Below are 25,683 nucleotides of genomic sequence, written 5' to 3' on the forward strand. Positions count from 1 at the left end.
TTCACGAAGGCGGGATTTCTGTAACTTAGCCGCAACTTAGCTCTTCTGAACCGGAAACATAGCTCACCGAATATTGATCGGGGGTTAGCAAGGGCCCGACTTCCGAGGCCCGGTTTTCGGACAGGTTTGATCAGAAGGGAACGCAGATGGAGATCTCTGCGCAACACGTCTGGCTGATGCTGGCGTCGGCAATGGTGCTTTTCATGACCCCGGGCCTCGGCCTGTTCTACGGCGGAATGACGCGCGCCAAGGCTGCCCTCAACATGATCATGATGAGCTTCATCTCCGCTGGCATCGTGGGCGTGGTGTGGGTCCTTTGGGGTTACTCCATGACCACCGGCGACGGTTTCCTGGGCCTGTTCGGAAACCCCTTCGCGCACTTCGGCCTCCAGGACCTCATCGGATCCCCGGACCTCATCAAGGCCGGCTTCGCTGCAACGTTCGCGATCATCACGGTCGCACTCATCAGCGGAGCCATCGCCGACCGGGCCAAGTTCGGCGCATGGGCCGTGTTCGTGCCGATCTGGGTGACAGTTGTCTACTGCCCCTTGGCGTACATGGTGTGGGGCGGTGGCCTCATGAGCGCAGACGGCGCCCTGACCAGCATCTTCGGACAAGTGATCGACTTCGCCGGTGGTGCGGTGGTCGAGGTCAGTTCCGGAACCGCAGCTTTTGTCCTCGCTTTGATCGTGGGAAAGCGTCACGGCTTCGCAAAGGACCCCAACCACCGGCCGCACAACGTTCCGTTCATCATGATCGGGGCCGCCATTCTGTGGTTCGGCTGGTTCGGTTTCAACGGCGGTGCCGCGACCACCGCCGAACAGGCGGGCCTCATCTGGGTCAACACTCTGGTGACGCCGGCTGCCGCGATGCTCAGCTGGCTGGTGGTCGAAAAAGTCCGGCACGGACACCCCACTTCCCTGGGCGCCGCCTCAGGCGTGGTTGCAGGCCTGGTGGCCATCACGCCGTCGTGCGCCAACATCAGCCCGCTCGCCGCCGTCGGTTTGGGCCTGGTGGCCGGCGCGGCCTGTGCGGTGTTCGTGGACCTCAAGTACAAACTCGGCTTTGACGATTCACTGGACGTGGTGGGCGTGCACTTCGGTGCCGGCGTTATTGGAACGCTGTCCCTCGGGTTCATCGCGCTTCCCCTCGATGGGTCTGCCGGAGGCCTCTTCTACGGTGGCGGCTTCCAACAACTCGTCGCCCAGGGTGTGGCGGTACTGGTGACCATCATCCTCTCGGGCCTAGGCACGCTGGTCATAGGGCGGGCGATCCACAAGACCATCGGCTTCCGCGTCACCCACGAACACGAGGTCACCGGCGTGGACCTCACCCAGCACGCTGAGACTGCCTACGAGTTTGGCCTCACCGCCCACGGCCACTTCCGGCAGCAGCAGGCTCACCTCGCCTCATTGCTCAAGCGCAAGCCCGAGCCGGCACCCGGTGTGGAGTCCCGGGAAGACAGCTTCGTTTAGTCCCCGCCGTTCCAGAGACGCTGCCACCAGGAACGTTTCGACGGCGGTTCGGGTTCAGGTTGCTGCGGGGCGGAAGCAGCACGCCGTTCCCGCCACCGTTCCACTTCCAACTCAACGTCCCGCAGCTTGGTAATCACGGGCGGCCCGCCCTGCAATTGGCGGCGGGCTTCGATGACGCGCTTGTTGAAGTCCTCCAGCGTCTCCCGGACTTGTTTCTCCATGAGGAACTGGTCCAGCTTGGCCTCCAGTTTCGCGTCTTCGGTGCGCAGGAGAATCGCGGGAGGGCCAAGGCCGCTGATCTGTTCGCGTTGGATGAGACCCTTCACCCACCAGTCGGGGTCGTAGCCCTTGCCGAGGCCGGGAATCGGTTTTCCGGCGTACTTAAGGTTGTCGAACTTCCCTTGGGACATCGCTTCGCGGACCAGATAGTCGGCGCGTGCAGCCTCGTTGACCTTGCGGCGTTTCTCCCTCAGCGCGTTATCCGCGTCCAGTTCAGCCCGTTCCTGGGCATCGCCCACGGAACCTCGGCCCGCCCGGAGTTCGGCAGCACGTTCCAGTCTCCGCCTGTTGTTGTGGTCGCCCATGGCACCACCGCCTCTCACGATCGTCCGTAACAGCAGGAATCGTGGTCTACTTCCCAGTATCCCCCAATGCGTCGGTGGTGAAACATGGAATCCGTGTTCCGCCACGACCCACTTTGGCCAGCGGGAGGCCCCGAAGCCGCCGGAAATGCGGAGTGTTGGAGGCACCCCTGGCTCAAAGTGGGTCGTGGCGGCACAGGTGTCGGTGGAGACGGACTAGTTGACAGCCATACTCGGATCCAGCTGCTCAATGCCTTCCGCCGTCACCAGAATGACGCGGGCGGTGCAGATGTCATAGAACAGCCCCGTGGCCTGCACTTGCCCGGAGGCCAACGCGGGTCCGGTCACGGGATGGTCGTGAAGTTTGCGCAACTGCACGGCCACGTTCACCATGCTGAGCTGATCCACGCGGTTGAACCCCTCAGCAGCTGCCGCCAAGGCAACAGGATGGCCATCAACCAGTGAACGGTAGGCCGGCCGGGCATGGTCCAGCCACGCATCAAAGCCCGAACCCAACGCAGGCGCGGGGCCCTCGGCATCCGCCAGGACAGCCTTCATCGCCCCGCAATTCGAGTGCCCGCACACCACGATCGAGTCCACGGCCAACCCTTTGACGGCGAAGGCCATGACTGAATCAATCGAAGCCTCGTCATCATCGCGGCAGACCACGTTGCCGATGTTCCGGAGGGTCAGGAGGTCGCCGGGTCCACTGCTGGTGATGAGGTTGGGATTGACGCGCGAATCGACGCAGGCAATGAACAGGGTGTCAGGGTTCTGTTCCTCGGTGAGGTCCTGGACCAGTGGCCGGACTTTGTCGGCGTAGCGGCGATGGTATTTGTCGATGCCCAGGAGGATTGACCGCAGCGGCGGGTGATCGTGTCCGTCGTCGTCCGCTGTTTGATCGGCCGGCGCAGCAGGCTGCCAGGACGATCGCGGCGGGAGCGGAAACTCACGCAGGTCCTGGCGCTGCGGTGCGCTGTGGGCGGCATCGGTGAAAGCCGTGGTTCCGTGTTCTTCGATGGTGACGGTGGCCCCGGTGCTGCGCTGCTGCGCCTGCCATGCGGTGAGCGCTTCGCGGAAGGCATGGTCCAGGTAGTCGGCGTTGAGTTCCACCAGTGCGTCCTGGCCGGCGGGCACGGAGTGGAGCACCCGGTTGAGCCGCGGAAGGGCAAAAAAGCTGCAAGACCCTGCAATGGTGAGCCGCCACGGCTGGCCGTCGAGCACGGGCTGGTGGACGTGGATCTGTGCACGGAGAACCCTCCACAGGACGCACACGGCGGCCAGCGCGAGGCCGATGATGACGCCCTCCAGGAGGTTCAACGCCACAACACATACCAACGTCACGGAGTACACCAGGAGGTCGCCCGTGCGGAGGCTGGTCTTGATGTCGGCGATCTTCACGAGCTTGGCACCGATCACCAGCAGCAAGCCCGCGAGCACGGACAGGGGAATGAGCTGGATGATGCCCGCAAACAGGGCCGAGAAGAGGAGCACCCACACCCCGTGCAGGATCGCGGAGGCACGGCTCTTGCCGCCGGCTTCCACGTTCGTGGCACTGCGGACGATCACGCCGGTGACCGGGAGGCCACCCAGCATGCCGGACACCATGTTGGCTGAGCCTTGCCCCACCAGTTCACGGTTGAGGTTGGCGCGGGGTCCGGTGTGCATCTTGTCAACGGCCACCGCGGACAGCAACGACTCGATGCTCGCGATCAACGCCACGGTCATGACCGCCATGCCGACGGACAACCAATTGCCGTCCGGCAGTACCGGCAACGCCACGGCGTCGAACAGGGAGCCGCTGAAACTGACCCGCTCCACGCCGGGCGCCACCGCCACGGACACCGCAGTCACAGCAACGACGGCCGCCAGGGGTCCAGGCACTTTCCGCACCGCTGCGGGGAGGTACTTCCACGCGATCAGGACCGCCACGACCGCCAGCCCGAGCAACGCGGAGTGCAGCTCGACCCGCGTGATGGCGGCCGGCAGGCCTGCCAGGTTGTCGACTGCGGAGTCCCCCGCCTGCCCGCCCAGGAGCACGTGGAGTTGCTGCAGGATGATGGTGATTCCAATCCCCGCGAGCATGGCTTTGACCACCACCGGGGAGACCGCCAGCGCAGCGCGCCCCACGCGGCTCAGCCCCAGGAGCAACTGCACGACGCCGGCAGCAGCGGTGATTGCGCACGTCACCTGCCACCCGAACTCGGCGATGAGCCCGGCGACCACCACCGTCAGGCCTGCTGCCGGCCCGCTTACCTGGAGGACGGAGCCGCCAAGGCTGCCGGCCACAATTCCGCCGACAGCCGCGGCGATGAGGCCGGCCATGATCGGCGCGCCAGACGCTGCGGCGATGCCGAGGGACAGCGGGAGTGCCACCAGGAAGACGACCAGCGAGGCCGGGAGATCAGCGCCCAGGCTGGCTGGAAATCGGAGCCTTTTCTGTCCTGGCGGGCTGTGGGCGTCGTTGAGGGACGTTTTGGACTTGAGGGTTGGATGCATGGGATGTTCCTTGGCTCGGGGAGTTGACGACCCCAGCGTAGGAAAACTGTCACGCCTTGTGACAAGGTTTTGTGACAGAGTTGACAAAATTAGTGAATCGGCGGCTTCATGCAGCGACAAGCGGGAACTTTTGCCTCCCCGGAAGTCGTTGAGCACCCGCCGTCGTACGATTGCGTTCGCAACCCGCCAGGTTCAGGACCCGACGGACCGGGGCTAAAGGCTCGGACCCAAAAGTAAGGCTCCTTAGGGTAGGTTGGTGGGAACCGGAAAACGGCCAATCGGCAGCTTGGAGGCATCTATGGGCGAAACCACCGAATTCCAACCAGTGCTGATCAGCTCGGAACCGGTGCAGCTCCAAGCCCTGCAACCCACGCTCGACGCCGTGCACACCCACATAGGCGATGTCCCTGCCCTGCTGGACATCGCGAAGGACATCGGACGGACTGCCCCACACCCGGGAGAGGGCAGCACCGGCAAACTGTGGGAGCTCCTGGCCTCGGTCACGGCAGTGGATGTCGCGGCGGGTCGGATCCTGGAACCCCACCTCGATGCCCTGCATATCCTCGCCCAGGCCGGGCACGACCAACCAGACGGCGCATGGGGTGTTTTCGCTGCCGAGGGTCCGGGGCAAAAACTGGAGGCCAAGAAGGATAGCGACGGCGGCTACGTCCTGGAAGGCGATAAACCCTGGTGCTCCCTCGCCGCGCAACTGGACGGGGCAGTCATCACAGCGCACTTGCCAGGAGAAGAGGGTCGTGCGGCCTTCGCCGTCGATCTCAAGGACCCCGGCGTCACTTGCGGGGAGCCGGCGTGGACCAGCCGTGGACTACGGGAAATCCCCAGCGGCCCAGTACATTTCAACAGGGTTCCGGCCACCATCATCGAGGGTCCGGGTTGGTACCATCAGCGGCCGGGATTCGCGTGGGGCGGCATGGGCGTGGCGGCGTGCTGGCTCGGCGGTGCCATTGCTTTGGCACGCGACTTTGCCGAATCCTTGGCCAGGTCCGCGGACAAGGGGCGGGCGGCTGACCAAGTCGCGCTGGCCCACCTCGGCGACATCGACCGCACCATCAACTCCGCCACCGCATCGCTCGCGCGTGCAGCCGAACGCATCGACGCCTTCGAACCCGACGCCTTTTCCAGCACGTGGAGCGGGGCGCTCCGGGTCCGCGGAACCGTTGCCGCCGCCGTCGAACGCATCCAAACCCTGGTGAACCAAAACCTGGGCCCGGGCCCGCTGGCCTTCAATGAGGCGTACGGAAAACGCATGGCGGACCTGTCCCTCTACGTCCGCCAGCACCACGCCATGCGGGACGACGCGCAGCTCGGCGCCCGCGCCCTGCAAGGGGACCGCGAATGGTGACCTTCACCCACAACGACGCGGGCACCTCCGAGGCTGACTGGGATGCCAGCGGCGTTCGTGAGCTCCCGGAACTGCCCTTGGGTGCCGAGGAGCTCGCCAGCATGACGTTCGTCGTCCTGGCAGCCCATCCCGACGACGAATCGCTGGGCGCCGGCGGCCTCCTGGCCAGGCTCCACGCGCTGGGTGCCACCGTCCGCCTGCTGCTGTGCACAGCAGGCGAGGCATCACATCCGGAATCCACAACCACGACGCCGGAACAGCTTGCCGCCGTCAGGCTCACTGAGTTCGGAGAGGCTGTGTCCGGGCTGGCTCCCAGCGCCAAGTGGCGGTTCGTGGAGGTTCCGGATGGTCGCGTGGCCGCACACGTTGATAGCGTTGCCGCCGCCATCCGCCGGGAAGTGGCCGGGTCCGGCGCCCCGGCCGACAGGGTGGTCCTGGTTGCCCCCTACCGCTCGGACGGACATACCGACCACGATGCCCTCGGAAGCACCGCGGCCCGGATCGCGGCAGCAGAAGGCTACGGGCTGCTCGAGTACCCCATTTGGTACTGGCTCTGGGCCGGGCCGGAAGACGGCACATGGGAATCGTGGGTGCGGTTGCCGCTGGGCCCTGACGAACGCCGGGCCAAAGCGCAGGCCATGCACTCCCACGCATCCCAAACGCAGCCACTCTCCCAGGAACCCGGCGACGAAACCCTGCTGTCCCCTACGTTCCTGGAACACTTCTCGCGGAGCTGGGAGACCTTCGCGTGGACCCCTCCAGCCGGAGGATCGAACACAGCCCGCGACGCCGAGTCAATCTTCGACGCCGTTCATGCCCGCGAAGAGGACCCGTGGGACTACGCCTCGGGTTGGTATGAACGCCGCAAGCGGGCCCTTACACTCGCGGCGCTGCCGGAAGAGACGTACGAATCCGGACTGGAAATCGGCTGCTCGATCGGGGTCCTCAGCGCCGAACTTGCCCCGCGATGCGAGCGGTTCCTGGCCGTGGATGCGAGCAGTACGGCCCTTGCCCAAGCCGCCCGACGCTTGTCCGGCATAGGCCATGCGGGCACCGGGCACCTGACCGTGCCGTCGGAATGGCCCTCCGGAACCTTTGACCTGGTAGTGGTGTCAGAGATGGGGTACTACCTCAGCCCGGATGAACTCGATGGGATGCTGCACCGCGTCAAGGACTCCATGCGACCCGGCGGCACGCTGCTCCTGTGCCACTGGCGCCACCCGATCTCCGGCTGGACATTGGACGGAGAAACCGTCCACAGCACCGTCCGCCGCGTGCTCGACTGGCCAAGCCGGGGACTGTACCGGGAGAAGGACTTCCTCCTGGAAGTGCTCGTCGCCCCGGGCGGTGCGGCGTGACAGGGCGGGCAATCCGGCACGTTGCGGTAGTCGTGCCCGCGCATAACGAAGAAGAGGAACTCGGCCCCGCCCTGAGTGCCATCCGCCATGCGGCCGACGCCCTGAGTGCCGGGAATCTACGTCGCGAGGTCCAAGCGGCCGATGCCCGGAGGGCCGAGGACTCGGCCGCCGAGGCAGGAACCGCGCAAGGACCACAGGTGTCCGTCAGCATCACGGTAGTTCTGGACAGTTGCACCGACGGTTCCCGCGATATCGTCAGGGCCCATGCCACCGCCGACGCCAGGGTCCGCATGATTGAGACCCGGGCCCGAAGCACGGGAGCCAGCCGCGCAGCCGGCGTGATGGCCGCGCTGGCCGACCTCGAGGCGGAGCGCGGCACCAATCCGGACACGGTCTGGCTGGCCAACACTGATGCGGACTCCAGGGTGCCAACAAACTGGCTGATCCGGCAGGTGGAGTTGGCCAACGCCGGGGTGGACGTCGTCCTGGGCTCAGTCGAACCGGATTCCCGCACCGCAGACCCGGGGATCCTTCGCCGCTGGCTTGAGCTGCATCCTTTCCGGGAGGACCACCCGCACATTTACGGAGCCAACTTCGGCGTCCGCGCGTCCGCGTACCTGGCCGTGGGCGGGTTTCCGAAGTTGCAGGCACACGAGGACCGGATTCTGGCCACGCGGTTGTCACGGCAGGGATTCGTGATCAGATCGACGGACGCCAACAGGGTGGTCACGTCGTCCCGGACAACAGCCCGGGCACCCCAGGGATTCGCCACCTACCTGCGGACCCTCGGCGAACTGGCGCCTGTCACCGCGGATATCGCCTAGTACGCCCCTAGTGCCGGATCACCGACTCCACTGCGGCGATGGCTGCTGCCGTGATCATCTCCCTCTGCCCTGAACCCTCCACGGTCAGGAGAATCCCGCGCTGTTCATAGGCACTGATGACGGGCCGGGTCTGCTCCCGGTACAGCTCCAGCCGCCGCTTGATGACGGGACCGGTATCGTCGCTGCGGCCCTGCTCCTTGGCCCGCAGGAGCATCCGTTCCAGCAATTCGTCGTCGGAAACCGTGAGGGCCAGGACGGCTTCCAGCACCTGGTGCCGCGTACCGAGCAGCGCGTCAAGCGATCCCACCTGGGCCACGGTCCTCGGGTACCCGTCCAGCAGGAAACCCGCACCGGCGTCGTCATCTTCCAGGCGCTGACTCAGCATCGCCGTGGTGACGTGGTCCGGCACGAACTCGCCACGGTCCATGTAGCGTCCGGCCTCCGCACCAAGGCTGGTCCCGTCGCGGACATGGGCCCTGAAGAGATCGCCCGTTGAAATCGCGGGCACGGAGAAGTGCTTGGCGATGTGTTCAGCCTGTGTTCCCTTGCCCGAACCGGGAGGTCCCATAATGATCAGTCGCGCCATGACGCTGGTCCATTCGAAAGAGGCGGCGGAGACTTCAACCATACGCCCCTGCGGTTAGTAGCGGCACCCCGCCCTTGCGACCCCCATCACATCGGAGTACGGTTTTTGAAACGTCACAAAGAAAGCGCTTTCCAAGACTCTTGAGGTGAAATTCCATGACACAGCACGCCCCGGTCACGTGGATCGACGGCGCACCCCCCGCCACGCTCAGCGGTGGCTCCACTTGGGGAATGCCCTTCCAGCGCGGAACAGTCCACGACGCCGATGCCCTGTCCGTCGTCGACGCGGACGGCACCGCCACCCCCTCCCAGGCCTGGCCCTTGGCTACCTGGCCCGACGGCTCCCTCAAGTGGGCCGGACTCGCCATCGGCGCCACGGACAACCCCTCCACCAGCTACTCAGTGCAGCTTCCTTCCGGCGAGGCGGACGGAACGCAAGCGCACGACGCCGGTCCGGCAGCCGCCGTCGTACGTGAACCGCAGGTGGTGGTCACCGAAACGGCGGAAACCATCACAGTCTCCACAGGAACAATGGACATGCTTCTGGCGCGCACCGGCGACCGGCTGTTCCGAAGCCTGACGCGGGACGGCTCGGTGGTGGCCCGGGACGCACAACTGGTAAGCATGCTGCAGGACGGGATTGCCGAGGGCGCCGGCAGCACGAGCAGGGAAGGATTCACGGGCCACCTCGAGTCGGCGACGGTGGAACAGAGCGGGCCCGTGCGGGCTGTGGTGCGGCTGGACGGCCGGCATCGTTCGGATAGTCCACAGTCGCCACGGCGGGAATGGCTCCCCTTCACTGTTCGTTTCTACTTCCTCGCCGGCGCCCGGAGCGTGCGCATGGTGCACTCGTTCGTGTGGGACGGAAATGTTGAAAAAGACTTCCTGGCCGGCCTGGGCGTGCGGTTCACGGTCCCCTTGGCCAGCGAACTGCACGATCGGCACGTACGGCTTGCCGGGGCGGACGGCGGGTTCCTGGTGGAGGCCGTCCGCGGACTGACGGGCCTTCGCCGCGATCCGGGCGCCGAAGTGCGGAAAGCCCAGCTCGGCGGGGAACCCACGCCGCCGCTGGAGCAGTGGAATCCGGAGGTCTCCGAGCGCCTGCACCTGATTCCCGCGTGGAACGACTTCACCCTCACGCAGTTGTCCGCCGACGGCTTCGAGCTCCGCAAACGGACCGCCGCCGGGCATGGCTGGGTGGGGATCTCGGGCGGCACCCGGTCCGCCGGTTTCTGCTCGCTGAGCGACGTCGGCGGCGGTTTCGGGATAGGGGTGCGGGACTTCTGGCAATCGCACCCCGGGCAGTTGGACATCCGCGGCGCCGCTACGGCCGAACCCAGCGTCACGGCGTGGCTCTACTCCCCCGAAGCCCAACCCATGGACCTGCGCTTCTACCACGACGGCCTGGGCCAGGACACCTTCGAAGAGCAACTCGAAGGCCTGGAAATCACGTACGAGGACTACGAGCCCGGCTTCGGCAATGCACAAGGGATAGCAAGGACGCACGAGCTCACGCTCTTCGCCTACGACTCCACTCCCCCGGTCGAATCACTGGCAGCCGATGCTGCGTACGCCTCCCGGCCACCGGTCCTGCAACCCTCGGCCCAGTACCTCCACAGCGCGGGCGTCTTCGGCGACTGGACGCCGGTGGATCGCAGCACGCCTCTCCGCGCGGAACTCGAAGACAAGCTGGACTTCCTCTTCGACTTCTACCGCGGCCAGCAGGAGCAGCGCCGGTGGTACGGTTTCTGGAATTACGGCGACGTCATGCACACCTACGATTCGGACCGGCACGTCTGGCGCTACGACGTCGGCGGCTATGCGTGGGACAACTCAGAGCTCTCCCCCGACTTGTGGCTTTGGTACATGTACCTCCGCTCCGGCCGCGCCGATGTGTTCCGTTTCGCCGAGGCCATGACCCGGCACACCGGCGAGGTGGACGTTTACCATCTTGGCCCCTGGCGCGGACTTGGTTCGCGGCACAACGTCCAGCATTGGGGCTGCAGCGCCAAGCAATTGCGGATCAGCAACCCTGCCTATCGCCGGTTCTACTACTACCTGACGGCCGACGAACGGACGGGGGATCTCCTCACCGAACTCGTGGACAGCGACCAGAACTTCCTTGGCCTGGACCCGGTCCGCAAGGTTCGCCCCGATGCCGATACCTACCGCCCGGACCGCGGTTCGCTGGGCGTTGGGCTGGGTACCGACTGGGGCTCGCTCGCGGCCACCTGGCTCACCGATTGGGAACGCACCGGCAACCCCCGCTCACGCGACCGCCTGTTGGGCACCATGGCTGACATCGGTGCCCTCAAGTACGGCTTCCTCACGGGTGAGGCACTGTATGACCTGGATGTAGGAAGGTTCGACGCCGGACGCGAGGTCATCAGGGTCTCCCACCTGAGTGCGGTGTTCGGTTTGGTGGAGATCTGCAGCGAGCTCATCAGCCTGGTGCCGGACGATGGGTTCGAGGAGGCCTGGCTGCAGTATTGCCGGCTGTTCCTGGCTTCACCCGAAGAGCAGGCCGCCGAGGTGGGCCATGCGTTGGACGGCATCTACCTGACGCAGGCCCACAGCCGCCTCACGGCCTACGCAGCAGCCCGGCTTGGTTCGCCTGAGCTGGCCGCATCGGCCTGGTCCAGCTTCAGCGTCGGCGGCGAAAACCTGAACCATGCCGAGGCGTTCACCCTGAAGACGATCAAGCCCCCGTATGTCCTCCAACCCGTTGATGAGGCGCCCACGGTGTCCACCAATGACACCGCCCAGTTTGGCCTGGCCGCCATCCAGAACCTGGCCCTCATCGGCGGGCACCTGCCGGCGGCAGCCTCGCAGCAGTAGCCCGACGCGGCGGTTCTCCGCCCGCCGCTGGAGGCTCCGGCGTCGTACGTCCGGTGCCACGAAACCAACGGTCGCCGCACACAGCAAAGCCGCCCGCCTCCTTTCGGGGGCGGGCGGCTTTGTTGTTGGCGCTTACTTCTTGCCGGTATAGACGACGGCGGGTGCTGCCGGAGGCTGCATGCCCTCACCCACAAAGAAGCTCGGGTGCGGCGGCTGGTTGTACGCCACGTTCTCGCGGGCGACCGCCGTTCGGTACACGGTGTCGTGCATCAGGGTCCGCAGGCGAACCTCGGTGGGAGCCGTGGTGGTGTAGATCCGCAGCTCCGTGCTGTCCGTGGACGGCCAGGCGATTTCCTCGCGCCAATCACCCAGGATGTCCGCCTGGATGGACGGGTTGCCCTTGGTGGTGTTGTTGCTGCGGGCGCCATCGGCGGTCAGCAGGCGATCGCTGGTCTCGGTTTCCCAGTTCCACTTGGAGATAGTGGGGACGCCGCGGGACACGGTGGCGTCGTAGTCGTGGTCCACGATTTCACGCAGCAGGTCGCCATCCCACCAGGCAAGGAAGTTCGCGGCGGGGATATTCTCCGCGATCAGCTCGCCCTTGGCGGACATCAACTGGCCCCGCGGAGAATCCCACGCCGCCGTCCCGCCTACGGCCCATCCTTCGGCCCCTTCATAGCGGGGATCGATGTCGCCCGCAGCTCCACGCCCGGTGTCCTTGGTGGCCGGGATGCTCCACAGCACCTCGCCGGTGGCAGCGTCCCGGAACGTGGCGCCACGGTTGCCGCTCTGGCTCATGCTCTCGTGGACGGCGAAGGTTTCCAGGCCGGGCCGCGAGGGATCCAGATCGCCCGTGTGGATGGCGTCGCCGTGGCCGAGCTTGGTGTTGTAGAGGGGCTGGCCATTGTCGTCGATGGTCATGGAACCGAAGACGAACTCGTCCTTGCCGTCCTGGTCAACGTCAGCCACGGATAGGTTGTGATTGCCTTGGCCCTTGTATTGGTCGCCCGCCACGTTGGAATCGAAGGTCCAGCGCTTCACGAGCTTGCCGTCAACCAGGTCATAAGTCACCAGCACCGTACGGGTGTAGTAGCCGCGGCTGAACATCATGGACGGGTGCTCGCCGTCCAGGTACGCGACGGCTGCCAGGAAACGATCCACGCGGTTGCCGTAGTTATCGCCCCAGCTGGCCACCAAGCCGCGCTCAGGCTCATAAGCGACAGTGTCCAGGATGGTCCCCGTCCCGCCCTTGAACACCGTGAGGAACTCCGGGCCGGCCAGCACGTAGCCGGCGCTGTTGCGGTAGTCGGCGTTGGCATCGCCGATCACTGTGCCTGAAGCATCCGTGGTGCCATCCGCCGTCTTGAGCGAAACCTCGGCCTTGCCGTCGCCGTCGAAGTCGTACGCCAGGACCTGCGTGTAGTGCGCCCCGGCGCGAATGTTGCGGCCGAGGTCGATCCGCCACAGCTTGGTGCCGTCCAGCTTGTAGGCGTCCACATAGACGTTGCCCGTGTAGCCGGACTGCGAATTGTCCTTCGCGTTGGAGGGCGACCATGTCTGGATGACCTCATACTTGCCGTCACCGTCGAGGTCCGCCACGGTGGCGTCGTTGGCCGAGTAGGTGTAAGCCTTGCCGTCGGGGGTGACGCCGTCCGCCGGCTTGTCCAGCTTGATGGCGAGGTAGTTTTGGGCCAGCGGCGTGACAGCCTCGGTCAGTTTGTCCTGGCCTTGGCCATTGCCCACCGTCTTAATGACGTAGCTTGAGGTGGCCGTTCCCGCAGGATCCACGAAGAAGGTTGAATTGCGGATGGGTTCGGGCGTGATGTTGACGCCGTCGCGCAGCACTTGGAACCCGATGCTGTCTTTGTCCAGGCCCAGCATGCGCCAACTGACACTCACGCCTTGGTCAGTCAGGACCGCCACCGGCGCACGGTCCAGGTTTTCCACCTGCCGCTTGGGCGTTTGGTCCTTCTTCGCGCTGACGACGGCGGGTGCGTTGCCTGGCGCTGTTTGGGTGGTTGCCGCTTGCGCGAGGGGCACACCCGTGAAGGCCAGGGCTGCCGCGGCGAGGGTGGCCATGGCCGTGAGGGGAACGAGTGGTTTGCGGGAGGAACATTTCGAGGGGTAAGCCAAAGAACATCTCCTTTGATGCTGGACAGCGGAGGGTCCGCCGCCCGTGTTTGGAACGTTTCACTTTTATGTCGGTTATCCCTTTCCATGAGTGGCGTGATCCGAGGATGCGCACGCAGCCGGGTCGCACATGATGCCGTTCTCAGCGCTCATAGCGACATCAACTGCTACGTAGATGTGAAGTGAAAACGCTTTCCGCCGTCTATGTTCACAGCGCTCCACATCCTGGTCAAGGCTTTGACTGGAAATTACTGGGAGTTTTCGATTCTTGATGTTCACTTTTGTTGGCATTCACCCTGAAGGCGATCCGGCATTGCCTCTGGTCCGCATCCGGGAATCCGGATATCGTAAGTATGCTGACAAATTCCGAGCGAGCCAGGAGGACACTGTGACCGAGAAGGATACGGAACGCACCACCGCAAGCGAAGACACTCTGAACCCAATCACCCATCCGTTCGACCAAACCAACGGACTGGCGGACGACCTCGACGGCGATTCCGACGGCACGGCTGAGAGCGATACGCGCAGCGAAGCCGAACGCACGGACGACGACGAATCAGGGGCAGGCGTACTGGACGGCGACACCAGCGAGGACGCCACAGGCCCCGAAGGCAGGAAAGGCCCGGGTGCCGTGCCGCCCCTCGGCGGAGCACTCGGACAGCACTAGCAGCACGTGGAATGCCGCCCCGGCCATCGCCCGGGGCGGCATCTCTTCGTCACGACTTCAAAGGAACCTCATGACTACCTGGCTTATTACCGGTTGCTCAACAGGCCTCGGCCGGGCCTTGGCGAAAGCCGTGCTCGAGAAGGGCCACAACGCGGTGGTCACCGCACGTGACACCGCAACCCTGCAGGACCTCACCACTGGATTCCCGACGACGGCCCTCGCCGTGGGGCTCGATGTCACCGACGCCACCCAGGTTGCCAATGCCGTGAAGAAGGCGGAGGACCGGTTCGGCGGCGTTGATGTGCTGGTCAATAACGCCGGATACGGTTACCGTGCGGCCGTCGAAGAGGGCGATGGGGGAGGATGTCAGGGCCCTTTTCGACACCAACGTGTTCGGCCCCGTATCCATGATCAAAGCGGCGCTTCCCGGCATGCGTGCACGGCGGTCCGGGGCCATTGTGAACATCTCCTCCATCGGCGCCCGGATTTGCCCTCCCGGTTCCGGTTACTACGCCGCTTCCAAGGCCGCGCTGGAAGGCATCTCGGGGTCAATGCAGAAGGAGCTGGCGCCGCTGGGAATCTCGGTCACAGCGGTGGAGCCGGGCGGATTCCGCACGGACTTTGCCGGGCGTTCCCTGACGCAGTCCGCGGAGGCCATCGATGACTATGCTGATACCGCCGGAAAGCGCCGCAAGGAAAACGACACCGTTCACGGTACCCAGCCCGGCGACCCGGACAAGGCTGCGCAGGTGATCATCGACGCCGTTGAAGCCGAAGAGACGCCCGCCTTCCTGTTGTTGGGAGCGGACGCCCTGTATGCCTACGACGCCGTTGAAGAAGCAATGCGGGCCGAGGTGGAGCGCTGGCGGGAACGGAGCGGGAGCACCGGTTACACAGAGTAAAGAGCAACGTGTAATCGGTCACACTTGGGCGGATTTGCTTGTCATTCAGGGCAGCCACCATGAACCATGAATGAGGGAACGCGTTCCCAACAAGCTGAATCAGCAATCCTCACCGACGAGGATGCGGCCCCGGGCGAAGAGGCTTGGGGCTGTTAAAAGCCTGAGTGAAAGTACTGACAATGACGACACATACTGACTCCATCTCGCTTAAAATCTGGGATAACTCGGCAATCGACCACACCATCGAAGCCGCCATCCGCGATCTCACCCCTCGCGCCGCTGCGGAGAACTGCGGTATCTCCGTGACCCTCAGCGGACCCAAGACCTTCACGGTCAGCCTTAACCGCTAAGCAGTCCAGACACACCTTTTTTGTTGCTCCGCGAGTTCGCTGGAAACGTGCCAAACACCCTGCAAGTTTCCCTACGACGTCGCCGGTTTTGCGCCCGGCCGGTGACCAAGCCGTGGAGTAGCCTTGGACCTCGAGGCACAGCTTGTCAAGGGAGGACGCATCAGTATCCGAAGCGCAGGGATCCTGCTTTACAGGCGGTCCGCGGAGAATGGCTTGGAACTTTGGATTGCCCACATGGGCGGCCCTTTCTGGGCCCGCAAGGACCAGCACGCCTGGTCCATCCCGAAGGGTGAATTCGCAGACGACGAAGACCCGTTGGTTGCTGCCCGGCGCGAGTTCACGGAGGAGATCGGGTCACCCCCGCCGGACGCGGAGTACCACCTGCTGGGTGTCTTCCGGCAACCCTCCGGCAAACTCATCACAGCCTTCGCTGCGGAGGCCCCGGCTTTCCAGCCGGAGGAAGTGGTGAGCAACACCTTCCCCATGGAATGGCCCAAAGGCTCCGGTTCCATCAAGGAGTTCCCCGAGATCGACGACGCCCAATGGATCGACGAGGCAACAGCACGCACCAAGCTGGTCAAGGGTCAGCTGCCCATTGTGGATGCCCTGGTTGCGCACCTCAATGCTTGATCAGCGTCTCAACGCCGCCGAAATCTGCGGTGGTTCGTAGTTGGTTACAAGGCAGTCCGGAACGGCATCACACATCAGTTTTCGCGTGCGGTCCAGCTTGGAACCGTCAAGGTCAGGTCTATTGGCTTTAAGGTTTCGAAAAGTCTCGTCCAGGATGACTTCCGTCCAGCGGGCCTGCACCAAGCCACTCTGCGCTACTCGCACCAAGAGGTCCCGTAATGCGCTTGGGTAAAGGACATTGGCATCGTAGACGACCGTGAAGACCACCTAAATGAGCCCCATTTCCTGTCCCAGCGCCGATAACTCGTCCGCAGCGTCCTTCTGGGCCACCAAAGCCCGGCGTTTGTAATCGTAGAGTGACTCCGCCATCACGCGGCGGTGTGTGCCTACCTTACGGAACTCGATCTGACCTGATTCCAGTAACCGGACCAAATAGGGACGCGATACGTTGAGCAGATCCGCAGCTTGCTGAGTCGTCAGTTCGGCATTCATCGGGATGACGGTGACTCCTTGCCCGGCCGCCATCTTTCCCAGAATTCGAATCATCAGTTCGGCTGCAGGTCCGGGCATCTCCAGGTGCCCACCGTCAGCCACTGTCATCTCAACCGGCTGGCGCGGGTCAGTGTGCGAGCCCACGGCCCTCCGCAGGACCTTCAATGCGTCACGGGCCAGCTCAGCATCGCTTCCGTGCGGATACGCCGGAGTTGCCGGCTCAACGGTCATCGCGCGTCCTCCTAGGTTGGGCAGGGTACCCAAGCAAGCTTAGTCGCTAAACGAAATAAACGAAACGCCTTCCTGCTATCGGCTCTTCCTTGTTGTGAACTCCTGGATCCAGTCAACGGTTTCGGGGTGGTCCAGGTGGAGTCCGTGCCCCGCACCCGGGACGCGGACCAGCACTGAAGCCCGGATGTGTCGCCGGAGCGCAACCGCATTAGGCAGCGGCGTCAACGGGTCCTCCGTCCCGTGGAGAATCAACGTCGGAGCCAGGATGGAACCCAGCTCCGACCACGCGTCATGCTCACGGCTGGCCCTGAAGTGACGCGACTTTGCCCAGGCCGAGGCCCTGGACGTGAAGAACGTTTGTACAGCTTCGGGGTGGTCCGCAGCCCACTCCGCGTCGAAGAACAAAGGGGCCAGCCGTGCCAGGTCGCCACTCACCAGGGCCGCCATGGCCGCCGGGTCCGCCCGCATCCCCGGATCCGTTGATCGTCCTCCACTGCTCGCAGCCAGGATCAACGTCCTCACCCGCTCAGGGAAGTCGATGGCGAGCCACTGCCCTATCCGGCCACCCATGGAGTGCCCATATACGTGCGCAGTCTCCACCCCGGCGGCGTCCAGTACAGCAACCGCATCGGCGGCGAGCAAACGGGTGGAATAGCGATCAGCTTGCCCTTGCCCGCTGCGGCCAACCCCACGGTGATCGAAGCGGATCACGCGGTAAGAGCGGGACAGCAGGTCCGCCGTCGGGCCCCAACCGTCCATGGCCGTCGCCTGACCGGCGATCAACAGCAATGGCTCCCCGCCGCCGGACTCCGTCCACGCCAGTTCGGTTCCGTCAGGGGCCGCAGCAAAGTTCACCGTGACACTTTATCGGTGCAGCGGCCGGAAGGGTCTGCGCGGCGGCTAGCGTTAAGGGATGACCGCTGAGTACAGGTACGACGTCGACGTGCTTCACCTTTTGGTGTCGCCCGCGCATGCCTACTTTGGCAGGGCACGGGAGGGCGCCGCAGATGTTCCGACCACCGATGCACCGACTGCGGAGCTTGTTGCAGGCAAGGGCGTTGTTGGAGACCGTTTCTTTGGCAAAGCGGCGCACATGGATGCGGCCGTGACTGTGTTCGCGGTCGAGGCGCTCGAGGCTATTGCTGCGGAACTCGATTCCGGCCCGTTTGATCCCCTGCTGACCCGGCGGAATGTGGTGATCCGCGGCGCCGAGCTGGCACCCCTGCTGGGCCACGAATTTGTCCTCGAGTCGGGCAAGGATTCCGTCCGTTTGAGAGCCGGCCGCCCCGCCCACCCCTGCGCGTGGATGGACCAGATGTTGGCTCCCGGCGCCCACAAAGCCATGCGCGGAAGGGGCGGAGTAAGGTGCCAAGTGATCTCCGGCGGGTTCCTCCACCGTGGGCCTGCGATCCTGGTCAGCCCAGTCCCGTTGGACCCGGCCCGCGCCGGGGAAGCGTCCGTGCTGCGGCCCACCCGGCTGTCCTAGCCCGGAACCAGCGCCTCACACCTCCGCAGCCGGCGCCGCGAACTGGGCTTCGTAGAGGCGGGAGTATGCGCCACCGGCGGAAAGAAGCTCCGAGTGGGTCCCCTGCTCCACGATCTGCCCGGACTCCATGACCAGGATGAGGTCGGCGTCCCGGATCGTGGAGAGCCTGTGCGCGATGACAAAGCTGGTGCGGTCCGAGCGCAGGGCATTCATGGCCTTCTGGACCAACACCTCGGTACGGGTGTCCACGGAACTTGTTGCCTCATCCAGGATCAGCACTGAAGGGCGTGACAGGAAGGCCCGGGCGATGGTGAGCAACTGCTTCTCCCCTGCCGAAACGTTGCTGCCCTCATCGTCCAACAGGGTGTTGTACCCCTCGGGCAGCGAGCGCACAAAGCGGTCAACATAGGTGGCCTGCGCAGCCTCCACGATCGATGCTTCCGAAGCATCGGGCCGGCCATAGGCAATGTTGTCCCGGATTGTCCCGCCGAACAGCCACGTATCCTGCAGCACCATGCCCATCCGCGAGCGCAGTTCCTGCCGGGACATGGTGGAGATGTCCACGCCGTCCAGGGTAATCCTGCCGCCGTCGAGCTCGTAGAAGCGCATCATGAGGTTCACCAATGTTGTCTTGCCCGCACCTGTAGGCCCAACAATGGCGATGCTTTGCCCCGGCTCGGCCACCAGGTTGAGCCCGGTGATGAGAGGCTTGTCCGGCGAGTAGCTGAAGGAGACGTTCTCGAACACGAGCCGGCCCCGTCCCGGACCGGAAGCAGAACCAACAGGCTCGGGCGATTCTTCCTCTTCGTCGAGCAATTCGAAGACCCGTTCGGCGGAGGCCACACCGGATTGCAGCATGTTCGCCATGGATCCGAGCTGCGCAAGCGGCATGGTGAATTGCCGCGAGTACTGGATGAATGCCTGCACGTCGCCGAGCTGCATTCCGCCGGAAGCCACTTGCAGGCCACCCACCACGGCAATGGCCACGTAGACGAGGTTTCCGATGAACGTCATGGCAGGCATGATCAGTCCGCTGACGAACTGGGCACCGAAACTTGCCTGGAAGAGCTCCGAATTCTTGTCCCGGAACTTCTGCTGTACCTCGTCCTGCCGGCCGAACACCTTCACCAAAGCGTGTCCGGTGTAGGTCTCCTCAATGTGGCCGTTGAGTTCGCCGGTGTTCTTCCACTGGGCCACGAAGAGCTTTTGGGAACGCTTGGCGATCAACACAGTAATCCCGAGGGTCAGGGGAATAGTGATGAGGGCAATCAGCGCCAGCAGCGGGGAAAGGATGAACATCATCACCAGCACCCCCAGCACGGTCAGCAGGGAGGAGACTACTTGGCTGATGGATTGTTGGAGGCTTTGGGAGATGTTGTCGACGTCGTTGGTCACCCGGCTGAGGAGCTCGCCGCGCTGGATTTTGTCGAAGTACTTCAGCGGCAGCCTGTGGATTTTCGCTTCGATCCGTTCGCGCAGCCGGTAGACAGTCCTTTGGACGACGCCGTTGAGGATGTACGCCTGGATCCAACCGAACGCCGCGGCCAGGACATACAGCACGAGCGTCCAGAGCAGTACCGAGGACAGCGCGCCGAAATCGATGCCGACGCCGGGTGTCAGGGGCATGGCGCTGAGCATGTCGGCCTTAGTGTTCTCGCCGGCGACGCGGAGCCCTGCGATCACGGCTTCTTTGGAAACGCCGGCGGGCAGTTCCTTGGAGACGACGCCGGCAAAGATCAGGTTGGTGCCTTCGCCAAGCAGCCGTGGGCCGATGACGTTCAGGGCCACGCTGACAACGGCGAACATCAGGACAAGGCCAAGCCAGACCCGTTCGGGATGCAGGGTGCCCAGCAGGCGCTTGGCGGAGGCGCCGAAGTTGGAGGCCTTCTCGGCCGGGACGTTCATGCCGGCGAACGGCCCGCCCCTGCCGGGCCCCATCGGGGGACGCTGCGGGCCACGGACAGCTGTAGTCATGCCGCCTCCTCCGCTGTGAGTTGGGAGGCCACGATTTCCCGGTACGTCTCGGAAGTCTCCAACAGCTCATCGTGCGTACCCTGCCCAACGATCCTGCCGTCGTCGAGCACTAATATCCGGTCAGCATCCGCGATGCTGGACACGCGCTGGGCGATGATCACCAGCGTGGCGCCCTGGGTGTGCTGTTTGAGGGCGCGGCGCAGCCTGGCGTCCGTTGCCGTATCCAAGGACGAAAACGAATCGTCAAAGATGTAGAGTTCTGGCTGTTTGACCAGTGCCCGGGCGATGGCGAGCCGTTGCCGCTGACCGCCGGATACGTTGGTCCCGCCCTGGGAGATCGGGGCGTCCAGCCCGCTGTCCATTTCCTCAACAAAGTCGCGGGCTTGGGCGACGGCGAGGGCCTGCCACAGTTCGTCGTCGGTGGCGTCCGGTTTGCCGTAAAGCAGGTTGCTGCGGACGGTTCCGGAGAACAGGTAGGGCTTTTGCGGCACCAACCCGATGTGCCCCCACAGGTGGTCGGGTTGCAGTTCCCGGACGTCCACGCCGTCCATCCGGACGGATCCCGAGGTGGCGTCGAAGAGTCGCGGCATGAGGTTCACCAGGGTGGTCTTGCCCGCCCCGGTGCTGCCGATGATCGCCGTGGTCTGGCCGGCCCGGGCGGTGAAGGAGACCCCGCTGAGGACGGGCTGTTCGGCACCCGGGTAGGCGAATCCGACGTCGCGCATTTCCAGCTCGCCCCTGCGGTGGCCGGTGAGGGACACAGGGTTCGACGGCGGCTGGACGCTTGAGTCGGTCCCCAGCACCTCGCCGATGCGGTCGGCTGAGACGGAAGCACGCGGGATCATCACGGCCATGAACGTGGCCATCATGACGGACATGAGGATTTGCATAAGGTAGCTCAGGAACGCAATCAGAGTGCCCACCTGCACGGAGCCGTCCTCGATCCGGAACGACCCGAACCAGATCACCGCCACACTGGAAATGTTCATGACCAGCATGACCACAGGGAACATGAGCGCCATCAGCCGGCCGGCCCGCAGCGCAACGTCCGTGACGTCGTCGTTCGCTTTGCCGAACCGCAGCGATTCCATGTCCTCCCGCACGAAGGCCCGCACCACGCGGATACCGGTCAGTTGCTCACGGAGCACCCTGTTCACGGCGTCGATCCGGACCTGCATTTTGCGGAACAGCGGAACCATCCGGGTCACGATCAGCCCGACGCAAACCAGCAGCACCGGCACCGCCACGGCGATCAACCACGACAGTTGCGCATCTTGCCGGACCGCCATGATCACCCCGCCGATACTCAGCATCGGCGCCGCGACCATCAGGGTGCAGGACATGAGGACCAACTGCTGGACCTGCTGGACGTCGTTGGTGGAGCGGGTGATGAGGGACGCCGCGCCAAAGCGGCTGACCTCTTGCTCCGAGAACTCCCCCACCCTGCCGAAGATCGCATCCCGGAGGTCGCGGCCCAGGCTCATTGCTGCCTTCGCGCCGAAGTACACCGCAATCACGGCGCAGGCGATCTGCAGCAGGGTAATCAGCAGCATGACCGCGCCCATGGTCAGGATGTATCCGGTGTCGCCTGTGGCGACGCCTTGGTCGATGATGTCGGCGTTGAGCGTGGGCAGGTACAGCGAGGCGATGGACTGCGCCAGCTGGAAAACGACGACGGCGACCAGCAGCCGCTGGTGCGGCCGGAGGAAACGAACAAGGACCTTCCACAGCATGGGATCTCCAGCGTCCGGGGGTAAACCGAAGGCCAGTTTACGTCTGGTTGCTGGGGGCAACTAGGGGGTATTCAGTAGGCTGGAAGCGTTCCACCCCAGAACCGCTATGAAGGGACCGAAGTTTTGGCTTACATCACCGTCGGAAACGAAAACAGCACTGAGATTGAGCTCTACTACGAGGACCACGGGGCGGGGCAGCCTGTGGTGCTGATCCACGGCTATCCCTTGGACGGATCCTCGTGGGAGAAGCAGACAGCGGCCCTCCTTGACGCCGGCTACAGGGTGATCACCTATGACCGCCGCGGCTTCGGGAAGTCCAGCAAGCCCACGGTCGGCTACGACTACGACACCTTCGCAGCTGACCTCAAAGCGGTCCTGGAAACCCTCGACCTCAACGACGCCGTGCTGGTGGGGTTCTCCATGGGAACCGGCGAGGTTGCCCGCTACATCAGCACCTACGGTTCAGGCCGCGTGGCCAAGGCTGTGTTCCTCGGCTCCCTGGAACCGTTCCTCTTGAAGACCGACGACAATCCGGATGGCGTCCCGCAGGATGTCTTCGATGGCCTCGCCCAGGCCGTCAAGGCTGATCGCTACGCCTTCTTCACGGATTTCTTCAAGAACTTCTACAACAGCGACACCTTCCTGGGCACCGACCGCCTCAGCCAGGAATTGGTCGATGCGAGCTGGAACCTGGCAGCAAATTCGGGTGCATTCGCATCAGTTGCCGCACAGCCCACGTGGCTCACTGATTTCCGCGCGGATATCCCCACAATCGATGTCCCCGCTTTGATCGTTCACGGCACTGCGGACAATATCCTGCCCATCGATGTCACCGGCCGCCGATTCAAGGATGCACTTCCCAGCGCCGAATACGTGGAAATCGAGGGGGCGCCGCACGGTTTCCTCTGGACGCACGGAGCAGAAATCAACGAAGCCCTTCTGGGGTTCCTCAAAAAGTAGGCAAATAGCCCTCAAGAACCTTTTCTTGAGGGCTATTTCCTAAGTGATCCTGAGTTTGCGGACTTTCTTTCCCAGCCGGAGATACTCCTGCTGAGCAGTGTCCGCCGCCGTCCGTTCCCTGGCGTGGAGAACTCCGTACGTAAATGCGGCGTTGCCCATGCCGGGAGCGGAGCCGAGCTTCAACAGTTCAGTCCGGGCTACGGCACTGTCCTGGTGTTCACCCAAGATGGTCTGAATCCGGTGGGCCATGTCAGCGATCTTCGATGCCTGCTTGCCGTGGATGCTTTCTGCCGCCGCAGCCGCAAAGCGCAACTTCTTGGCTGCCTTCCGGACTTCGTGGAAGGCCTTGTCACGGGAAGGCCCGACGGCGGCGGCAACCGCAGCGTCATGGCGTTCGGCGAGGCGTTTGGCAGCCTTGTTGACGCGCTTGGCCGTTGCTTTGCCCGCACCGGGCATGACCTCGGGCGCGACAGGAGGCTCCTCGACGAAGGCCTCCAATTGGTCCAGCAGCCGGAAGTATCCAGGGCTGTCCAACCGGGATCGGATGGCCGTCAGCGCAGTGTCCTTGCGAACCTTCATGCGTTCGTCCAGCTCTGCCGCCAAGGGGCCCAGCACAAGCCTTCCCGGCAGTTCATCCAGCGATTCCCGCAGCCGCCGATGGAGAACCTCGGCGTCCCTGTACCGGCCCAGGGTTTGGGCGAGCGACTTCAAGCCCGCTTCCAACTCGTCCACCGGACCGGCTTTGAAGAACTTGCGGTAGCTGTGGAGGACCGACCGGATCCGCCGGGTGACGGACCGCAGCTGGTGGACGGAATCATCGGCGTTCATCCTGATCTGGGCATCCCGCCGGAGCATCCTGGCCACTTGCTGGTCAAGGTAGTCGAGGACGGGCACAACGGCCGGTCCCTTACGCTCGGGGACCTCGCGGCCACTCCCCTTGGGACGGGGCAGGTATCCGGCCAGCGCGGTTGCGAGTTTGGACGTGCGTTGGCTGGGGCGCGCGCCAGACTTCGCGAGTATCCCGGCGGCGGCATCGAACAGTGCTGCCGCGGCGTCGTCGCACGGATTGTGGTTCAGCTCCAATTCCCACTCACGCCACGTGCGGGAGGTGGCATCGTTGAAAGACACCTCGGCCTCGACGTGGTCATCGACGAACTCGGCAATCGCCTTGCCGTCTTCCGCGTACAGGCCGATGCTGGTGCGGCTGGTGTTCACAGTGGCCACGGGTGCCACGGCATGGCCACGGGTGTAGGCAAGGACCCTGGCCAGGATGTCATCCGGGACGATCTCCGGCCGGCCCAACGCAGCATGTATTTCCGTGCGCTGCCCGGGTCCCTTGGGCAGCTTAAGGTGCCATCCGGCGTCGGGTCCTCCGGTACGACGGCGGAGCGTCATCCCGTAGGAGGCGAGGGCGAGGTCTTTGGTGTCGAAATAGACGGCCTCAAGCCGGTGCGTCACCGGTTCGCCTACCCTGGAGACGCCGTCGATGGCTGTCAGATCGGGCAGCGGCGTTGACGGTTCGACGTCGAACTTCCGCTCCACTTCCACAGTGGACTTGGCCATGGTCCAAATACCTCCTGCTGCCGTAGATGTTGCCCGCAACGGTGAAGGCCGGCCGGATCGCCGGCCGGCCTTCACCGCGCTGCATCAGACCAGCGGTCCTCCGGCTTCATCTACATCCCCGCCGGAGATGGTGCCACGCCAACCTCCGGTTTCGTGCCCTTGGGCTTCGATGAACTTCTTGAATTTGTCCAGGTCCGCGCCAACGCGCAGACTGTCGGCTCCAACGGCTGACCCTGCCTTTTCGGCGAGCGTGTCCGGTTCCCACACGATTTCCACGTTGACGCGGGTCCTGCCGGCGTCGAGCGGTTCGAAGGTCACCGAGCCGCCGTTGCGGGGGCCGTCCACGCTGGCCCAGCTCACCAGGGAGTCCGGAACCTGGTCAATGATCTGGGCGTTGTAGTCGCGCTTCACGCCTCCCACATTGGTGGAGAAGTGCAGTGCCGTGTCATCGATCTGCCGCACGGCTTCCACACCGTTCATGAACTCCGGGAAGCTCTCAAACTGGGTCCACTGGTTGTAGGCCACGGAAACAGGGACATCTACTTCAATTGATTTGTTGACGGTAGCCATGGATTTTGCTCCTTCTTTTCCGTCGAATGCGGGGTGCCTTGCGGTCGCGTGCCTCGTGGTCGCGTGCCTTGTGCGTCCGGGGCTTAGCCTGCGTTGAAGTCTTCTTGGTCGTCGTCGTTCGGCGCCTGCTCCTGGGGAAGGTCGGTGCCGCTGCCGTCCGGCAGGTCCTCTGCGTCGGGTTGCAGGTTCTGTTCCTGGAGGGACTGCTCATCTGTCCCGCCGAAACGGCCTGCGCCCGGTTCGCCGGAGCTGTCCGAATCTTCCGGATCCAAGTGGCTGAGGTTCGGGGCGCCGGTTGCGTAGGTCTCGCCGTCGGGGCTGTCCTGGCTCAAACCGGCGTCGCTCAGGTCTTCTTCTACACGGGGCTGGGCCTGTCCTCCGCCAGCTTCCTGCTCTGCCGTCGGGGTGCCGTAGCCGCCTACTTCTTCTTCAGGTGTGGCGTTCTGACTGTCCATGAGACCTGTCCTTTCCA

21 protein-coding genes and 1 pseudogene are annotated in these 25,683 nt (G+C 64.3%); 11 read left to right on the forward strand and 11 right to left on the reverse strand.

What is annotated here, in order from left to right:
• The first annotated feature begins 146 nt into the window (after nt 1-146).
• Nucleotides 147-1,475, forward strand: coding sequence for an ammonium transporter (locus tag RI444_RS17990; RefSeq protein WP_207605565.1), 1,329 nt, complete (start codon nt 147-149; stop codon nt 1,473-1,475).
• Here RI444_RS17990 and RI444_RS17995 read toward each other — a convergent pair.
• Nucleotides 1,472-2,059 carry a DUF1992 domain-containing protein gene (locus tag RI444_RS17995; RefSeq protein WP_207605564.1) on the reverse strand — a complete coding sequence of 196 codons (588 nt, stop codon included), beginning with the start codon at nt 2,057-2,059 and terminating at the stop codon, nt 1,472-1,474. The two genes, RI444_RS17990 and RI444_RS17995, sit on opposite strands and share 4 nt — an antisense overlap.
• 213 nt (nt 2,060-2,272) lie before the next feature.
• Complete coding sequence (locus tag RI444_RS18000; protein ID WP_021473451.1) at nt 2,273-4,555, reverse strand: SulP family inorganic anion transporter; 2,283 nt, start codon at nt 4,553-4,555, stop codon at nt 2,273-2,275.
• Between the two features lie 298 nt (nt 4,556-4,853).
• On the opposite strand from RI444_RS18000, the gene RI444_RS18005 reads away from it, so the two are divergent.
• From RI444_RS18005 to RI444_RS18015, 3 genes are read left to right on the forward strand one after another with little or no spacing between them, the layout of a single operon-like run.
• Nucleotides 4,854-5,918, forward strand: coding sequence for an acyl-CoA dehydrogenase family protein (locus tag RI444_RS18005; RefSeq protein ID WP_207605563.1), 1,065 nt, complete (start codon nt 4,854-4,856; stop codon nt 5,916-5,918).
• Entirely contained in the window at nt 5,912-7,276 is a 1,365-nt protein-coding gene (locus RI444_RS18010) for a bifunctional PIG-L family deacetylase/class I SAM-dependent methyltransferase (protein ID WP_207605562.1), read from the forward strand. Before RI444_RS18005 ends, RI444_RS18010 begins: the two co-directional genes overlap by 7 nt.
• 32 nt (nt 7,277-7,308) lie before the next feature.
• Nucleotides 7,309-8,100 carry a glycosyltransferase gene (locus RI444_RS18015; protein ID WP_079941453.1) on the forward strand — a complete coding sequence of 264 codons (792 nt, stop codon included), beginning with the start codon at nt 7,309-7,311 and terminating at the stop codon, nt 8,098-8,100.
• 7 nt (nt 8,101-8,107) lie between these two features.
• Here RI444_RS18015 and RI444_RS18020 read toward each other — a convergent pair whose 3' ends face one another.
• Nucleotides 8,108-8,728 (reverse strand): adenylate kinase, encoded by a 621-nt coding sequence (locus tag RI444_RS18020; RefSeq protein ID WP_374978450.1) that lies wholly within the window; start codon nt 8,726-8,728, stop codon nt 8,108-8,110.
• A 113-nt stretch (nt 8,729-8,841) separates the two neighbouring features.
• Here RI444_RS18020 and RI444_RS18025 point away from each other — a divergent pair, with 113 nt between their 5' ends.
• Nucleotides 8,842-11,523, forward strand: coding sequence for a Tat pathway signal sequence domain protein (locus tag RI444_RS18025; RefSeq protein ID WP_207605561.1), 2,682 nt, complete (start codon nt 8,842-8,844; stop codon nt 11,521-11,523).
• Nucleotides 11,524-11,655: 132 nt separating this feature from the next.
• Here the strand turns inward: RI444_RS18025 and RI444_RS18030 are convergent, their stop codons facing one another.
• Nucleotides 11,656-13,656, reverse strand: a complete 2,001-nt coding sequence (locus RI444_RS18030) for a rhamnogalacturonan lyase (protein WP_410510790.1) — start codon at nt 13,654-13,656, stop codon at nt 11,656-11,658.
• A gap of 385 nt (nt 13,657-14,041) precedes the next feature.
• Between RI444_RS18030 and RI444_RS18035 the strand changes: the two genes are divergently transcribed.
• The 4 genes and pseudogenes from RI444_RS18035 (at nt 14,042) to RI444_RS18050 (ending at nt 16,202) form a co-directional block, all read left to right on the forward strand.
• Nucleotides 14,042-14,320 carry a hypothetical protein gene (locus RI444_RS18035; protein ID WP_062097958.1) on the forward strand — a complete coding sequence of 93 codons (279 nt, stop codon included), beginning with the start codon at nt 14,042-14,044 and terminating at the stop codon, nt 14,318-14,320.
• Nucleotides 14,321-14,390: 70 nt separating this feature from the next.
• Nucleotides 14,391-15,222 (forward strand): annotated as a pseudogene (locus tag RI444_RS18040) (oxidoreductase).
• 179 nt (nt 15,223-15,401) lie between these two features.
• Nucleotides 15,402-15,572, forward strand: a complete 171-nt coding sequence (locus RI444_RS18045; protein ID WP_021473460.1) for a hypothetical protein — start codon at nt 15,402-15,404, stop codon at nt 15,570-15,572.
• A gap of 159 nt (nt 15,573-15,731) precedes the next feature.
• On the forward strand, nt 15,732-16,202 hold the full coding sequence (locus RI444_RS18050; RefSeq protein WP_179012345.1) for an NUDIX domain-containing protein: 471 nt from the start codon (nt 15,732-15,734) through the stop codon (nt 16,200-16,202).
• Between the two features lie 267 nt (nt 16,203-16,469).
• Here the strand turns inward: RI444_RS18050 and RI444_RS18055 are convergent, their stop codons facing one another.
• Both RI444_RS18055 and RI444_RS18060 read right to left on the reverse strand, forming a co-directional pair.
• Entirely contained in the window at nt 16,470-16,925 is a 456-nt protein-coding gene (locus RI444_RS18055) for an excisionase family DNA-binding protein (protein WP_021473463.1), read from the reverse strand.
• 75 nt (nt 16,926-17,000) lie between these two features.
• Nucleotides 17,001-17,780: an alpha/beta fold hydrolase gene (locus RI444_RS18060; protein ID WP_242703215.1), complete on the reverse strand. Its 780-nt coding sequence runs from the start codon at nt 17,778-17,780 to the stop codon at nt 17,001-17,003.
• A 58-nt stretch (nt 17,781-17,838) separates the two neighbouring features.
• Between RI444_RS18060 and RI444_RS18065 the strand changes: the two genes are divergently transcribed.
• Nucleotides 17,839-18,411 carry an MOSC domain-containing protein gene (locus RI444_RS18065; protein WP_207605560.1) on the forward strand — a complete coding sequence of 191 codons (573 nt, stop codon included), beginning with the start codon at nt 17,839-17,841 and terminating at the stop codon, nt 18,409-18,411.
• 15 nt (nt 18,412-18,426) lie between these two features.
• On the opposite strand, the gene RI444_RS18070 is transcribed toward RI444_RS18065, so the two are convergent.
• Both RI444_RS18070 and RI444_RS18075 read right to left on the reverse strand, forming a co-directional pair.
• A complete protein-coding gene (locus tag RI444_RS18070; protein WP_276514972.1) occupies nt 18,427-20,385 on the reverse strand; it encodes an ABC transporter ATP-binding protein in 1,959 nt (652 codons plus the stop codon).
• Nucleotides 20,382-22,118: an ABC transporter ATP-binding protein gene (locus RI444_RS18075; RefSeq protein ID WP_207605559.1), complete on the reverse strand. Its 1,737-nt coding sequence runs from the start codon at nt 22,116-22,118 to the stop codon at nt 20,382-20,384. Before RI444_RS18075 ends, RI444_RS18070 begins: the two co-directional genes overlap by 4 nt.
• A 123-nt stretch (nt 22,119-22,241) precedes the next feature.
• On the opposite strand from RI444_RS18075, the gene RI444_RS18080 reads away from it, so the two are divergent.
• Nucleotides 22,242-23,078 carry an alpha/beta fold hydrolase gene (locus tag RI444_RS18080; protein WP_207605558.1) on the forward strand — a complete coding sequence of 279 codons (837 nt, stop codon included), beginning with the start codon at nt 22,242-22,244 and terminating at the stop codon, nt 23,076-23,078.
• 39 nt (nt 23,079-23,117) lie between these two features.
• On the opposite strand, the gene RI444_RS18085 is transcribed toward RI444_RS18080, so the two are convergent.
• The 3 genes from RI444_RS18085 to RI444_RS18095 form a co-directional block, all read right to left on the reverse strand.
• Nucleotides 23,118-24,641, reverse strand: coding sequence for a CYTH and CHAD domain-containing protein (locus tag RI444_RS18085; protein WP_207605557.1), 1,524 nt, complete (start codon nt 24,639-24,641; stop codon nt 23,118-23,120).
• An 84-nt stretch (nt 24,642-24,725) separates the two neighbouring features.
• Nucleotides 24,726-25,211 (reverse strand): SRPBCC family protein, encoded by a 486-nt coding sequence (locus RI444_RS18090; RefSeq protein ID WP_069696131.1) that lies wholly within the window; start codon nt 25,209-25,211, stop codon nt 24,726-24,728.
• Nucleotides 25,212-25,294: 83 nt separating this feature from the next.
• Nucleotides 25,295-25,666 (reverse strand): hypothetical protein, encoded by a 372-nt coding sequence (locus tag RI444_RS18095; RefSeq protein ID WP_069696132.1) that lies wholly within the window; start codon nt 25,664-25,666, stop codon nt 25,295-25,297.
• Nucleotides 25,667-25,683 lie beyond the last annotated feature (17 nt).

The sequence above is a fragment of the Paenarthrobacter sp. AT5 genome (assembly GCF_032764245.1).
Taxonomy (GTDB): domain Bacteria; phylum Actinomycetota; class Actinomycetes; order Actinomycetales; family Micrococcaceae; genus Arthrobacter; species Arthrobacter ureafaciens.